Annotated in this window: 13 protein-coding genes; 3 read left to right on the forward strand and 10 right to left on the reverse strand. The window is 65.8% G+C overall.

The genetic code is table 11. The features are described from left to right. Positions 1-7 precede the first annotated feature (7 nt). Both waaC and waaA read left to right on the forward strand, forming a co-directional pair. Entirely contained in the window at positions 8-997 is a 990-nt protein-coding gene (gene waaC / locus GJV26_RS17880; protein ID WP_155710022.1) for a lipopolysaccharide heptosyltransferase I, read from the forward strand. A 10-nt stretch (positions 998-1,007) separates the two neighbouring features. After that, positions 1,008-2,306, forward strand: coding sequence for a lipid IV(A) 3-deoxy-D-manno-octulosonic acid transferase (gene waaA / locus GJV26_RS17885; protein WP_155710023.1), 1,299 nt, complete (start codon positions 1,008-1,010; stop codon positions 2,304-2,306). 137 nt (positions 2,307-2,443) lie between these two features. Here waaA and GJV26_RS17890 read toward each other — a convergent pair whose 3' ends face one another. The 8 genes from GJV26_RS17890 to GJV26_RS17925 form a co-directional block, all read right to left on the reverse strand. Then, positions 2,444-2,905: an RcnB family protein gene (locus GJV26_RS17890; protein WP_155710024.1), complete on the reverse strand. Its 462-nt coding sequence runs from the start codon at positions 2,903-2,905 to the stop codon at positions 2,444-2,446. 93 nt (positions 2,906-2,998) lie between these two features. Next, the gene (locus GJV26_RS30730; protein WP_308807664.1) at positions 2,999-4,033 is read right to left on the reverse strand and encodes a M48 family metallopeptidase; all 1,035 of its coding nucleotides are present in this window, start codon (positions 4,031-4,033) and stop codon (positions 2,999-3,001) included. Beyond that, positions 3,979-4,719 (reverse strand): lysophospholipid acyltransferase family protein, encoded by a 741-nt coding sequence (locus GJV26_RS17900; RefSeq protein WP_229419345.1) that lies wholly within the window; start codon positions 4,717-4,719, stop codon positions 3,979-3,981. The genes GJV26_RS30730 and GJV26_RS17900 overlap by 55 nt, the downstream gene beginning before the upstream one ends. Before the next feature lie 35 nt (positions 4,720-4,754). Then, complete coding sequence (gmhB, locus tag GJV26_RS17905) at positions 4,755-5,309, reverse strand: D-glycero-beta-D-manno-heptose 1,7-bisphosphate 7-phosphatase (RefSeq protein ID WP_155710025.1); 555 nt, start codon at positions 5,307-5,309, stop codon at positions 4,755-4,757. A gap of 12 nt (positions 5,310-5,321) precedes the next feature. Then, positions 5,322-7,424, reverse strand: coding sequence for a glycine--tRNA ligase subunit beta (gene glyS, locus GJV26_RS17910; RefSeq protein ID WP_155710026.1), 2,103 nt, complete (start codon positions 7,422-7,424; stop codon positions 5,322-5,324). Between the two features lie 10 nt (positions 7,425-7,434). Further along, positions 7,435-8,334, reverse strand: coding sequence for a glycine--tRNA ligase subunit alpha (glyQ, locus tag GJV26_RS17915; RefSeq protein WP_155710027.1), 900 nt, complete (start codon positions 8,332-8,334; stop codon positions 7,435-7,437). 105 nt (positions 8,335-8,439) lie between these two features. After that, positions 8,440-9,936: an apolipoprotein N-acyltransferase gene (gene lnt, locus GJV26_RS17920; RefSeq protein WP_229419346.1), complete on the reverse strand. Its 1,497-nt coding sequence runs from the start codon at positions 9,934-9,936 to the stop codon at positions 8,440-8,442. A gap of 62 nt (positions 9,937-9,998) precedes the next feature. After that, positions 9,999-10,934 (reverse strand): CorC family transporter, encoded by a 936-nt coding sequence (locus GJV26_RS17925; protein WP_155712565.1) that lies wholly within the window; start codon positions 10,932-10,934, stop codon positions 9,999-10,001. A 134-nt stretch (positions 10,935-11,068) separates the two neighbouring features. On the opposite strand from GJV26_RS17925, the gene GJV26_RS17930 reads away from it, so the two are divergent. After that, entirely contained in the window at positions 11,069-12,082 is a 1,014-nt protein-coding gene (locus GJV26_RS17930) for a transporter (protein WP_155710029.1), read from the forward strand. A gap of 135 nt (positions 12,083-12,217) precedes the next feature. Here GJV26_RS17930 and ybeY read toward each other — a convergent pair whose 3' ends face one another. After that, positions 12,218-12,688: an rRNA maturation RNase YbeY gene (gene ybeY, locus GJV26_RS17935; protein ID WP_155710030.1), complete on the reverse strand. Its 471-nt coding sequence runs from the start codon at positions 12,686-12,688 to the stop codon at positions 12,218-12,220. Further along, a complete protein-coding gene (locus GJV26_RS17940; protein WP_155710031.1) occupies positions 12,672-13,724 on the reverse strand; it encodes a PhoH family protein in 1,053 nt (350 codons plus the stop codon). Before GJV26_RS17940 ends, ybeY begins: the two co-directional genes overlap by 17 nt. Between the last annotated feature and the right edge of the window lie 86 nt (positions 13,725-13,810).

Genomic DNA, 13,810 nt, shown 5'->3' on the forward strand with positions numbered 1-13,810 from the left:
CTGTCAGATGAACATCCTGCTGGTGCGCGTCTCCTCGCTGGGAGACGTGCTGCACAACATGCCCATCGTGGCGGACATCCGCCGCCACTTTCCCGGTGCGAACATCGACTGGGTGGTGGAAGAGGGGTATGTCAGCCTCGTGCGTCTCAATCCCGAAGTGCGCAACATCATTCCGTTCGCGCTGCGGCGCTGGCGCAAGAACCTCGGCGACAAGGCGGTACGCGCCGAGGTCAAGGCGTTCTTCCGCCGCGTGCGCGAGGTCGAGTACGACTACGTGTTCGACACGCAGGGCCTGCTCAAGACCGGCGTCATCATGGGCGCCGCCCGCGTCAGGAAGGGACGTAAAGGCGAAGGCGGGCAGAAAGTAGGCCTGGCGAACGGCAGCGAAGGCTCCGGCTACGAAGGCATCTCGCGCATTTTTCATACGAAAAGCATTCCGCTCGATCCGCGCACGCACGCGGTGGCGCGCGGCCGCCTCGTCGTCGGCGCCGCGCTGGGCTATGCGGTGGACACGCCGGCCGATTTCGGGCTGCCCGAAATAGCGGTCGACGAACCGCGGCCGGACTGGCTGCCGCCCGGCCCCTATGCGGTGTATTTCCATGGCACCGCGCGCGACGCAAAGAAGTGGGCGCCGGCCAACTGGATCGCATTGGGCCGTGAACTGGCGCCGATGACGATCCTGCTGCCGTGGGGCTCGCCGAAAGAAAAAGCGGAAGCCGAAGCGCTGGCCGCCGCGATGCCGAACGCGCGTGTCCTGCCGAAGCTGTCGATGGCGGACGCGGTGATGCTGGCACGCCGCGCCGCGCTCGCGGTAGGCGTCGACACGGGCCTGACCCACATCGCCGCGGCATTCAGCCGGCCGGTCGTGGAGATCTACTGCGATTCGCCGCGCTGGAAAACGGAAGGCAACTGGTCGCCGAAGATCATCAACCTGGGCGACCGGGGCAATCCGCCGTCCGTGGCCGACGTGGCGGCGGCCGCCAGGAGCCTGCTGTGATGGTGCCTGCTTGAGCCGGTTTCTTTATACATTGATGTGGCGCCTGGCGCTGCCGCTGGTGCTCGCGCGCCTGTGGTGGCGCGGGCGGCAGGAACCGGGATACCGGCAATTCTGGAACGAGCGCCTGGGCATCTATGGGCGCCGGGCCGCCAACGACGAGCCGCTGACGATCTGGGTGCACGCCGTCTCCGTCGGCGAGACGCGCGCCGCCGAGCCGCTGGTGGAGGCGCTGCTCAAGCGCCATCCCCGCGGTCGCATCCTGCTCACGCACATGACACCGACCGGCCGTGCCACCGGCAAGAGCCTGTTCGGCAAGCATGGCGCGCGGGTCGTGCAATCCTACCTGCCGTATGACCTGCCGGCACTGGTGCAGCGCTTCATCGCCCATTTCGAGCCGCGCATCTGCATCCTGATGGAAACCGAGGTATGGCCGAACCTGATCGCGGGCTGCAAGCGGCGCAACGTGCCGGTGGTGCTCGCCAATGCGCGGTTGTCCGAACGGTCGCTGCGCAAGGCGCGCAAGCTGGGCCGGCTGATGGCCGACGCTGCGCGCGGCATTTCGCTGGTGGCCGCGCAGACCGAAGACGATGCCGCCCGCGTGCGTGCGCTCGGCGTGGCCAACGTGGCCGTCACCGGCAGCATCAAGTTCGACGTGGTGGTGTCGCCGGCCGCGCTGGCCACGGGCACGCAGCTGAAAAACCAGTTCGGGGCAGGGGGCATGCCCGCCCGTCCCGTGCTGCTGTGCGCCAGCACGCGCGAGGGTGAAGAAGAACCGATCCTCGATGCGTTCGGCACCGCGAACCTGCCCGGGAACACGCTGCTGCTGCTGGTGCCGCGCCATCCGCAGCGCTTCGATGCCGTCGAGGCGATGGTGCGCGAACGGGGCCTCGCCGTGCAGCGGCGCTCGGCGCTGGCGCAACCCGGGGCCCGCGTCGATGCGGCAACGCGCGTCGTGCTCGGTGATTCGATGGGAGAAATGTTCGCCTACTATGCCAGCTGCGACATCGCCTTCATCGGCGGCAGCCTGCAGCCGCTGGGGGGCCAGAACCTGATCGAGGCGGCGGCACTGGGCAAGCCGGTATTGATCGGCCAGCATACCTTCAATTTCGCGCAGGTGACCGAGGATGCCGTCGCCGCCGGCGGCGCATTGCGCATCGCCGATGCCGGCGACCTGATGGCGCACGCGGCCCGGCTGCTGGACGACGACGCCGCCCGCGCCGCGATGGGCCAGGCCGGCCTGGCGTTCGCCAACCGGCATCGTGGCGCCACCGCGCGCACGCTCGAATTGCTGCCGCCGCTGGCGGAATAAATCACCTAGAGCTCAGCCCGTGTCCACCCTGGGGTCAACCCCGAAATCGGACACGATCTCATCCATATTAATGTCGAGTTCGTGTCCAGAAACGGGGTTGACCCCGAGGTGGACACGGCCTCGGCCATGACGGATGTTCAATTCCCCAGGATGATGCTGGCGATGACCCCCGTGGCGATCGCGGTCAGCACATAATCGTTGCCGGTCTGCACCCAGTGGTGGCCGCGCGGCGGGGCGGAGAGGCGATGGGCGCGCCAGTTGTCGACCACGTACTGGCGGTTGCGATACTCGCTCGGCAGCCGGGCGCCCTTGCGCAGGTCGTGGCGCGGGCCGGCGCCGCGGTTGCGGTCGCCCCGGCCATCCTGCCGATAGTTGTAGCGGTCGTTGCGGCGGCCGTCGGCGTAGCGGTCGGGGCCGCGGTCGTCGCGGCGATCCGCGTCGTCGCGGCGATCGGAGCGGTCGCGCTGCTCGTAGCGGTCATTGCGGTCGCGGTCGCCGCGGTTATTGTCGTGACTATCGTGACGGTTCTGGGCCAGCGCGGCGGTGCCCGCGGCGAGCGTGGCCGCGAGCAGGGCGATCTTGATGAAACGTGTGTGCATGGCGTACTCCTGTAAGCGCCGGACGGGCCGGCATGGAAGGAGTATCGCCCTCGCCGGCGCGCACGTCTGTGCGCGCGCCAACGCCTGGCGGAATCAGGAAAACAGCAACGGCAGCTCCTGCGAGCGGCGCCGCAGCAACTGTTTCGCTTCCTCGTATTGCGGATAGACGCGGCCCACGTGGGCCCAGAAGCGCGGGCTGTGGTTCATCTCGAGGATGTGCGCCAGCTCGTGCGCCACCACGTAGTCGATCAGCGGCAGCGAGAAGAACATCAGTTTCCAGTTCAGCCGGATCGCGCGGCCCACCGTGCACGAGCCCCAGCGCGAATCGGCCGACGAGATCGACAGCGATGCGTACTGCACGCCCACGCGCGGCGCGAACAGGTCGAGCCGCTGCGCGAACAGGCCTTCGGCCTGCTGCTTGTACCAGTTCTTCACGCGTTCCCTGACCAGCAGCTCGGTAGCGCCCTGTACGAGCCCCAGCGACAGTTCATTGGTGGCCGGGTCGAATGTGGTGCGGTTGCGCGGCGCCACGTACATGCGCAGCGTGATGTCGCCGCCCAGGTAAGGCAGTGTCGCGCCATCCTTCCATTCCACCGGCGGCTTCTCGAGACGCGCGGCGCGCCGCTGGCGGCGGTCGTCCAGCTTCGACAGGATCCAGTTCTGCTTGGCGCGGATCGCGTTCTCGATGTCGGCCAGCGTGCAGCGCTTCGGCGCCGTCACGCGCAGGCCTTCGTCGTCGACCATGAAGCCGATCGAGCGGCGGGTGGACCTGCGCAGCGTGTATTCGAGGATGAAGCTGCCCACCAGGACCTGGCGGCGGTCCAGGCCATCGACCGGTGGCGTGACCGGGGAGGGATCGGGACGGCGCAGCGGCACCGGCGGGCGCAGGAGATTCACGGTGGCCGGAGCCGGCACCGGGAACGAGGATGCGGGAAACGGTAATGGGGGAGGGGGAAAATCCGCCGGCGCCGCGTCGTGGCTGGCGCCGCCGGCGAAAAGATCGAGTTGAAGGTCGGCCTGGGCGGCACCTTCGCCGCCGCTGTCGTTCCTCTCGCTGGCCTGGGTGCGTGTCTCTAGCCAGCGCTGTAGGCGTGGGGCGAAATGACGCGCATTTCTGATTCTATCCACTGTTCCACCTGTTCCATCATGCCGTCGGGGGTCTGTCCTTCGGACGATATCGGCTTGCCCACCGAAACCGTGATCTTGCCCGGATATTTGATAAACGAATTCTTTGGCCAGCACTCGCCGGAATTCACCGCGATCGGCACCACGGGTACGCCGGTATCGATCGCAAGGCGCGTGCCGCCGCTCTTGTACTTGCCCGCCTGGCCCACCGGGATGCGCGTGCCTTCCGGGAACATGATAATCCATTGGCCGTCTTTCAGGCGACGCTTTCCATGTGCGACCACCATCCGGAACGCATTCTTGCCCTGCTTGCGATCGATCGGGATCATGCGCAGCAGCGCGATGCCCCAGCCGAAGAACGGGATGTACAGGATCTCCTTCTTGAACACGAAGACCAGGGGGCGCGGCAGGTTCGCCAGCAGGAAGATCGTTTCCCATGCCGACTGGTGTTTCGACAGCACGATGGCCGGACTGTCGGGGAAGTTCTCGTAGCCCTTGAATTCGTAGCGGATGCCGCAGACGACCTTCGCCAGCCAGATCACGAACACGTTCCAGCGCGACGTGACGTAGTAGCGCTTGTTGTAAGGCAGCGGCGCCGCCAGCATGCAGACGAACGACCAGATCACCGTGGCGATGGCCATCACCACGGTAAACACGAGGGAACGCAGGAACAGGAAGGCTTTACGCAACGCGGTACTCCAATGATTTCAGGGCGGTCCAGCTTTTACAGCGTGGGGTTTTTCAGGATGTGCTGCACCGTGGCCGCCAGGTCGGGGAAGGTCAGCGTGCCGGGTGGCAGGCCGCCGGTCACCTCGGTTTTCTCGCCCTTGCCGGTACGGACCAGGAACGGCACGCAGCCGCTGATGAAGCCCGATTGCAGGTCGCGCAGCGAATCGCCCACCGTGGGCACGCCTTTCAGGCTCACCTGGTAGCGCTTCGAGATCTCGGCGAACATGCCGGGCTTCGGCTTGCGGCAATCGCAGTTGTCGGCCGCCGCGTGCGGGCAGAAAAACACCGCGTCGATGTCCGCGCCCACCTGCAGGGCGAGGCGGTGCATCTTGGCGTGGATCGCGTTCAGCGTGGTGATGTCGAACAGCTGCCGCGCAATGCCCGACTGGTTCGAGGCGATCACCACGCGGTAGTTCGCCTGGTTCAGCCGGGCGATCGCTTCCAGCGAGCCGGGAATGGGAATCCACTCGTCGGGGGACTTGATAAAGTCCGGCGAATCGTGGTTGATCACGCCATCCCGGTCCAGGATGATCAGTTTCGGCTGCGGCATCGATGCAATCCCTTATGCGGCCAGCTTCGAGATGTCCGCAACGCGGTTCATCATGCCGTGCAGCGACGACAGCAGCGCGAGGCGGTTGTTGCGCAGCGCGATATCGTCGGCCATCACCATCACGTCGTTGAAGAACGCGTCAACGTCGTCGCGCAGCTGCGCCAGCGTCATCAAGGTGCCGGTGAAGTCGCCGGCCGCGAACGCCGCGTCGACTTCGGGCTGCACGCGCGCGACGGCGGCGGCCAGGTTATTCTCCGCCTCGTCCTGCAGCAGCGCCGGGTTCACCGTGGTGGCCTGCGCCAGCGCCGCCTCGTTCTTCTTGAGGATGTTGGTGATGCGCTTGTTGGCGGCGGCCAGCGAGCCCGCTTCCGGCAGGGAAGCGAATGCCTGCACAGCTTCCAGGCGCTGGACGATGTCGTCCAGGCGGTCCGGATTCTGCGCCACCACGGCTTCGATCTCGTTCGGCGTGAAGCCGCGCTCGCGCAGGATGCCGCGCAGGCGGTCCAGCATGAACGCGGTCGCCTCGGCGGTCGGATCCTTGAAGTTCGGCACGGCGGAGAACTGCGCCACGGCATCGGCCAGCAGTTCCGAGATCGCCAGCGGCAGGCGCTTCTCGATCAGCATGCGCAGGATGCCCAGCGCGTGGCGGCGCAGCGCGAACGGATCCTTGTCGCCGGTGGGCTGCAGGCCGATGGCCCAGATGCCGACCAGCGTTTCGAGCTTGTCGGCCAGCGCCACGGCGGTGCCGGTCTGCGTGGACGGCAGCGCATCGCCGGCGAAGCGCGGCTGGTAGTGCTCGGAAGCGGCCAGCGCCACTTCCTCGTTCTCGCCGTCATGACGCGCGTAGTACGTGCCCATGATGCCTTGCAGCTCGGGGAACTCGCCCACCATGTCGGTCAGCAGGTCGGCCTTCGACAGGCGCGCCCCGCGTTCGGCGAGGGCAACATCGGCGCCCAGGCGTCCGGCGATGGCCGTTGCCAGCGCGGTTACGCGGTCGCTGCGCTCGGCCTGGGTGCCCAGCTTGTTGTGGTACACGACATTCTTCAGCAGCGGCAGGCGCGATGCCAGCGTCTTCTTCTTGTCCTGCTCGAAGAAGAATTTCGCATCGGACAGGCGCGGGCGCACCACGCGTTCGTTGCCGCCCACGATCGCCTGCGGCGTATCGGTGGCGATGTTCGAGACGATCAGGAAGCGCGAGCGCAGCTTGCCGTTGGTGTCCGTCAGCGCGAAGTATTTCTGGTTGGTCTGCATCGTCAGGATCAGGCATTCCTGCGGCACGGCCAGGAATTCGTCCTCGAAGCGGCATTCATACACCACCGGCCATTCGACCAGCGACGCCACTTCCTCCAGCAGCGCCTCGGGCATCAGCACCTGGTCGTCGCCGGCCTTGGCCAGCAATCCGGCGCGGATCTGCTCCTTCCGCGCTTCGAACGACGGGATGACCTTGGCCTTTTCCACCAGCGTGTCGGCGTACGCATCGGCGTGCGACACGGTGACGGCGCGCTGGCCCGGCGCCGTCAGGAAGCGGTGGCCCTGGGTGACGTTCGATGCGGTCAGGCCCAGCAGCGTCAACGGCAGCACGGTGTCGCCGAACAGCGCGATCACGCTGTGCGCCGGGCGCACGAACTGCACGGTGGCGCCATCCGGACGCTGGTAGCTCATCACCTTCGGGATCGGCAGTTTGGCCACCGAGTCTTCCAGCGCGGCCTGCAGGCCGGTCACCAGTTGCGAGCCCGGCGCGGTATACGTGTGGAAGAACGATTCGGCCTTGCCGTCCTGCGCGCGTTCCAGGTCGGCGACCTGCAGGTCGGGGAAGCCCAGCGCGGCCAGCTTCTTCGCCAGCGGCGCGGTCGGATTGCCTTCCTTGTCCAGTGCCACCGTCACCGGCAGCACTTTTTCGCGGATCGATTTGTCCGGCGACACGTCGCGCACCTTCGTAATGGAAACGGCCAGGCGGCGCGGCGTGGCGTACGACGTGGCGACGCTGTCTTCTTCCAGGAAGTCGCGCGATTTCAGGCCATTGAAGATGCCGGCGGCGAATGCGGCGCCCAGCTTGGACAGCGCCTTCGGCGGCAGTTCTTCGGTCAGCAGTTCGATCAGGAGAGTTTGAGTCATGTTGGTATTCTTAAGCTTTGTCGGCCATCGGGAAGCCGAGGCGTTCGCGGGAGTCGTAATAGGCTTGCGCCACCAGGCGCGACAGCGTGCGCACGCGGCCGATGTAGGCGGCGCGCTCGGTGACCGAGATCGCGCCGCGCGCATCGAGCATGTTGAAGCTGTGCGACGCCTTCATGATCTGCTCGTAGGCCGGCAGCGTGAGCTGCAGCTCGACCAGGCGCTTGGCTTCCGACTCGTGGTTCGCGAACTGGGCGAACAGCAGCTCGGTGTTGGCGTGCTCGAAGTTGTAGGTCGACTGTTCCACTTCGTTCTGGTGGAACACGTCGCCGTACTTCAGGACTTTCTTCTGGCCGTTCTCTTCCCATTCCGTCCACACCAGGTCGTAGACGTTTTCCACGCCCTGCAGGTACATGGCCAGCCGCTCGATGCCGTAGGTGATCTCGCCCAGCACCGGCTTGCAATCGAGGCCGCCCACCTGCTGGAAATAAGTGAACTGGGTGACTTCCATGCCGTTCAGCCAGACTTCCCAGCCCAGGCCCCAGGCGCCGAGCGTGGGGCTTTCCCAGTCGTCCTCGACGAAGCGCACGTCGTTCTGCTTCAGGTCAAGGCCCAGTGCCGCCAGCGATCCCAGGTACAGGTCGAGGATGTTTTCCGGCGCCGGCTTGAGCACCACCTGGTACTGGTAGTAGTGCTGCAGGCGGTTCGGGTTTTCGCCGTAGCGACCATCCTTCGGGCGGCGCGAAGGCTGCACGTAGGCGGCGCGCCAGGGCTCCGGGCCGATCGCGCGCAGGAAGGTGCCGGTGTGGAAAGTACCCGCGCCCACTTCCATGTCATAGGGCTGGAGCAGGGCGCAGCCCTGCTGGTCCCAGTAGGTTTGCAGGGTCAGGATGATTTGTTGGAATGTCAGCATCGTGTTCTTCTGTGGCGCGCGCGGCGCGAGAGCTTGAGTGTAAGCGGCGTTATGGGTTCGCCAAAAGGGCTCATTTTAGCGGTTTTTGCAACAGACAAGTAGAGATCAGGCGTTTGCTTTCCTGCGCCGGGACAGCAGCCAGGCCGCCAGCAGCGCGCCCGCGGCCAGCGCTATGAGCAGGCGGTTCTGCAGCACGATGTAGGGTGTGTCGCCCGTCATGCCCTGCACGGTGGCCTTCAGCACGCCCGCCTGGTAATACGGCAGGCTGGCCTGGATCGCGCCACGGCCGTCGATGACGACGGTGGCACCGTTGTTGGTGGCCGCCAGCATCGGGCGGCCCGTTTCCAGCGTGCGCATCTGCGAGATCTGCAGATGTTGCGGGATCGCCACCGATTCGCCGTACCAGGCCAGCTCGGAGACGTTCAGCAGGATCGTCGCGCGCGAGCCCGCATTTTTTCCATTGCTTAGCTGCGCCGCGATCTCCTCGCCGAAGTTGTTCTCGTAGCAGATGTTCGGCAGCACACGCTGGTCCTTCACGGCGAACGACGGCTGCAACGCCGCGCCGCTGGTCTGGTCGCCGAGCGGGATGTGCATCATGTCCGTGAACCAGCGGAAGCCCAGCGGGATGAACTCGCCGAACGGCACCAGGTGGTGCTTGTCGTAGCGGTACGGCCTGGCCAGCGAGGGCCCCAGGCCCATCACGCTGTTCGCATAGCGGGTGGGGCTGTCGGCGAACGGCATGCCCAGCACCACGGCGCTGCCGGTCCTGCGGGCGAATTGCCCATAAGTATCCAGGTAGCCCGCCGGCAATTGCTGCGGGAACAGCGGAATGCCCGTTTCCGGAATCGCGATCAGGTCGGCCGGCTCGGCCAGTACCGTTTCCTGGTAGCGCCGCAGCGTGTTGCCGATATGGTTCGGGTCGAACTTGGTCTGCAGCGGGATATTGGCCTGCACCAGGCGCACCGTGAGCGGCTGGCCGGTCGGCGCGGTCCAGTCGATCCACTGGAGGGCGAAGCCGCCGACCCACAGCGCGGCGATCAGCGCCAGCGCCGGTTTGCGCACCGGATGCATCAGCAGCAGAAGGGCGCCGGCCGTGATGGCGGCGATCCAGCCGATACCGTACACGCCGAGGACCGGCGCGTAGCCGGCCAGCGGCGTGGCGTTGTGCGCATAGCCGCTCGAGGCCCACGGAAAACCCGTAAACAGCCAGCCGCGCGTCCATTCGGATACGGCCCACAGCGCGGGCAATACCAGCAGGTTCACTGCCGGCAGCGACAGGCCCCAACGCTTGCGCAGCCAGGCGGCGCCGCCCATCGCGGCGGCGCAGTGCAGGCCCATGTAGACCGACAGCAGGGCGATGGCGATCCATGCCAGCGGCAATGGCAGGCCGCCGAAGCGGGAAATGGCGATGGTAAGCCAGTGCACGCCCGCGAAACACCAGCCGAAGCCGAAGGCCCAGCCGATGAAGAACGACGCTTTCACGGAGTCGGCGCGCAGCACCTGGTAGAACAGGACCGCCAGCGCGAGAAGCTGGATGGGCCACCAGCCGACCGGCGCGAACGAGAGCACGCCAAGGCCGCCCGTGACGGCGGCGATGATCATTCGGCTGCGGGTGCTACGGGGCTGGGCAGGCTGTTCGCCGGGTACGGCGCGGCGAAAACGCATCAGTCCTGCTCGTCGATGGCCGCTGGCAGTTTCTCGACTGTAAGCACGTGGATCTGGCGGGCATCGGCGCGCAGGACTTCGAAGCGCAGGTTGTCGATGTCGAACACGTCCCCTTTATGGGGCATGCGCGCCAGGTGCTTGGCCACGAAGCCGCCGATGGTGTCGACTTCGTCGTCCGGCAGGCTTGTGTCGAGTTCCTCGTTGAACTGGTCGATCTCGGTGAGCGCCTTGACGCGCCAGCGCGGGCCGAGCTGGCCTTCGCGGATCGAGAGGATGTTGTCCTCCTCCTCATCGAAATCGTATTCGTCCTCGATGTCGCCGACGATCTGCTCGAGCACGTCCTCGATCGTGATCAGGCCGGCAACGCCGCTGTATTCGTCGACCACGATCGCCATGTGATTGTGGTTGGCGCGGAAATCGCGCAGCAGCACGTTCAGGCGCTTCGATTCGGGAATGAAGATCGCCGGGCGCAGCATGTCGCGCACGTCGAATGATTCCTCGGCGTAATAGCGCAGCAGGTCTTTCGCCAGCAGGATGCCGACCACCTTGTCGCGCTCGCCCTCGATCGCGGGAAAGCGCGAGTGGGCCGTTTCCAGCACCAGCGGAATCCATTCCTCGATCGGCTTGGACAGGTCGATCACGTCCATCTGCGAACGGGGCACCATGATGTCGCGCGCGGACAGGTCCGAGACCTGGAACACGCCTTCGATCATCGACAGCGCGTCGGCATCGATCAGGTTGCGTTCGTGGGCTTCGTGCAGGACTTCGAGGAGCTCGGAACGATTTTCCGGCTCCGGGGAGATCAGGGCGGTGAGGCGCTCGAGAAGGGAGCGCGGTTTCGCGTCGCTCTTGAGACTGCGCTGGGAGGTTGCGTCATTCCGTACGCTGCGGTTTGGGTTCGCGTCATTCCTGACGCTACTAGAGTGCTCTTGCATAGCAGGCATAAAGCCATTTGTTTCGAAGGGATACAGGATACACCAAAGAAGCGGCGGGGGCGGTTTTTAACAAATAGTCATCACGCGCTATGCGGGTGTCACATTCGTCTGGTAGGCTGGCGCCGGGAGGAACCATGGGGGTGCTGGAATACGGGTCGGATCAGAATGGATTGGTGTGCGGCTACCTGTTCGGGCGGCAGGCGCAGGCGGTGCCGATCAGCGCCGGCGAAGCGGCCGCGTGGATTACGGAAAGTGCCCGGCAGCCGGAAGAATTCCTGTGGCTGCACTTCAACCTGGCCAACACGGCCAGCGAAAAATGGCTGCGCGAGCATGCGCGGCTGTCCGACGAGTTCTACGATTGCCTGCATGAGGGCTCGCGCTCGACACGCATCGAGCAGGCCGACGATACGCTGGTCGCCGTGGTCAACGACGTGCTGCGCGACTTTTCGTTCGAACCGTCCGATATCGCCAGCCTGTACCTGTCGGTGGAACGGCAGCTTGTCATCAGCGCGCGGCGCAGCCCGCTGCAGGCGGTGGAGCGGCTGCGGCAGGCCGTGCGGCGCGGCGAGCCGATCGCCTCTTCCGTGGTGCTGCTGACACACCTGCTGCGCGACCAGGCCGATGTGCTGACGCGCATCGTGCGCATGGCCACCGGCAAGGTCGACAACATCGAGGACAACCTGCTGTCCGGCCAGCTGAAGTTCAAGCGCGCCGACCTGGGCGCGCTGCGGCGCGTGCTGGTGCGGCTGCAGCGGCTGCTGGCACCCGAGCCGGCCGCCATGTTCCGGCTGCTGCAGCGACCGCCGCCGTGGATAACGGTGCAGGACCGGCAGGAGCTGCGCGAGGCCAGCGAGGAATTCGCGGTCACGCTGAACGACATCGCCACCCTGCAGGAGCGCATCAAGCTGCTGCAGGAAGAGATCGCCGCGCTCGTCAACGAAGGCAACAACCGCAGCCTGTACACGCTGACGATCGTCACCGTGCTGGCGCTGCCGATCAACATCATCGCCGGTTTGCTGGGCATGAACGTGGGCGGGGTGCCGCTGGCCCAGGATGGCTCCGGGTTCTGGATCATTGCCGGGATCGTGGCCGCGTTTACGGTGGTTGCCGGCTGGGCGGTATTGCGGCGGCGGCGGGAAGTGGAGTAGGGCTTCCTGGGAAGGTGACTGCCGGCAGGGAAAACCGGTGCCTGACACCATTTTCTGGAAGAGTCGCCCAGAAAATAGTGTCAGGCACCGGATGAATAGTGTCCAACCCCGGCGCCTCGGGCTGGATCGCGGCGCTTACTTCTCGGCCGCATAGGGATCGGCATAGCCGAGCCCTTCGAGCAGCTCGGTCTCGAGGCTTTCCATTTCCTCGGCCTCGTCGTCGTCTTCGTGGTCGTAGCCCTGCGCATGCAGCACGCCGTGCACGATCAGGTGCGCGGTGTGTTCTTCGACCGATTTTTGCTGTTCGGCCGCTTCGCGCTCGAGCACGTCCGTGCACAGGATGATGTCGGCGCGGGTCGGTTCGTCGTCGGCGATTTCCTCGCCTTCGTTGTAGGCGAACGTGAGCACGTTGGTGGCATAGTCCTTGCCACGGTAGGCCAGGTTCAGTTGCTGCCCCTCGGCCGCGTCGACGAAGCGGATCGTCAGCTCGGCGGGGGCGAGCAGGGCCGCCTTCACCCACTTGCGGATCAGCGGGCGGGTGATGGTTTCCTGCAGGCGGGTGTCGGCGTACTGCACCATTAGTGCCAGCTTATTTTTTTCGGACATTCCGGGTAGTCTTGACGGGTTTCAGCAATGGTGCGATATCGGCGGTGCTCTGGTGCGCGCTGTCGTAGGCTTCGACGATACGCCCCACCAGCGGGTGGCGCACCACGTCTTCGCTGGAAAAGTGCGAGAACGCGATGCCGCGCACGTCGTGCAATACCTGCACCGCGTCGACGAGGCCGCTCTTCTGGCTTTTCGCCAGGTCGACCTGGGTGACGTCGCCGGTGACCACGGCCTTGCTGCCGAAGCCGATTCGCGTCAGGAACATCTTCATCTGCTCGACGGTGGTGTTCTGCGCCTCGTCCAGGATCACGAACGCGTGGTTCAGCGTGCGGCCGCGCATGTAGGCCAGCGGGGCGACTTCGATAACTTGCTTCTCGAACATTTTCTGCGTGCGGTCGAAGCCCAGCAGGTCGTACAGCGCGTCGTACAGCGGACGCAGGTACGGGTCGACCTTCTGCGCCATGTCGCCTGGCAGGAAGCCCAGCCGCTCGCCGGCCTCGACGGCGGGGCGGCACAGGATGATGCGCTTGACGGCATCGCGCTCCAGCGCATCGACGGCGCAGGCCACGGCGAGGTAGGTCTTGCCGGTGCCGGCCGGGCCGACGCCGAAGCTGATGTCGTGCTCGAGGATGTTGCGCAGGTAGCGGATCTGGTGCGGCGTGCGGCCGCGCAGGTCGCTGCGGCGCGTCTTCAGCACCGGGCTGGCGATTTCCGGATCGTTGAACGGCGGTTCTTCCTCGTCGTCGCCGTCGGGCACGGCCAGGCTGGTGCGTTGCTCGACCAGGCCCAGCTGCACCTCTTCGATCGGCACGGCCTTGTCGGCCACGCCGTAGAATTTTTCCAGGATCTGCACGGCACGCTCGGCATTGGTGCCGCTGACGATGAATTTCTCGCCGCGCCGGAAGATCGTTACATCGAGCGCCGCCGAAATCTGGCGCAGGTTTTCATCGAGGGGGCCGCACAGGTTGGCCAGCCGCGTGTTGTCCAGCGGTTCCGGGATGAAATAGTGCGGCTGTACGGGAATCTTTGTTTTCAATGGGTCGGTCGGGAGCAGGTGAAATTGGCGCGGCGCCTGGTATGGCTCGATTCAGTGCAGGCCCGGTTCAGCGCGGGCCCGCTTCG

Origin of the sequence: Pseudoduganella dura (assembly GCF_009727155.1) — a bacterium.
GTDB classification, from domain to species: Bacteria; Pseudomonadota; Gammaproteobacteria; order Burkholderiales; family Burkholderiaceae_D; genus Rugamonas; species Rugamonas dura.